This is a genomic window from Undibacterium sp. JH2W (genome assembly GCF_049340425.1).
GTDB lineage: Bacteria > Pseudomonadota > Gammaproteobacteria > Burkholderiales > Burkholderiaceae_D > Undibacterium.
In genome coordinates, this window is record NZ_JBMPOT010000092.1 from 1 (window position 1) to 333 (window position 333).

Genomic DNA, 333 nt, shown 5'->3' on the forward strand with positions numbered 1-333 from the left:
GGTCGATATTATTCGCACCAGCGATGTCATCAACGATAGTCAGTTGATGCGGGCCTGCGCCAGAGAAAGTCAACACAGGGCCAGACAGGTTCAGTGCCGCACGCGCTGCGATCAAGGCTGCGTATTGACTTGCTGTAATGACAATTGCAGAGTTGGCTGTAATGTTTTCCACACCAGACAATATTGCGCCAGCCAGGTTGAGTGCACCGTAAGTCACCAGTGTATCGTTACCTGCACCCAGGTTGATGGTGTCTGTCACTACACGTGCCACTGCTGTTGCTGTGGATTGTGCATTCAGGTTCACACCATTTTCTGTTGTCAGGTAAGTACCGG

General features: G+C 51.4%; 1 protein-coding gene. It reads right to left on the reverse strand.

Annotated elements, in window-relative coordinates; all coding sequences use genetic code 11:
• On the reverse strand, window positions 1–333 hold a 333-nt coding region (locus ACO0LC_RS29260; protein WP_423009793.1), incomplete at both ends, for a hypothetical protein.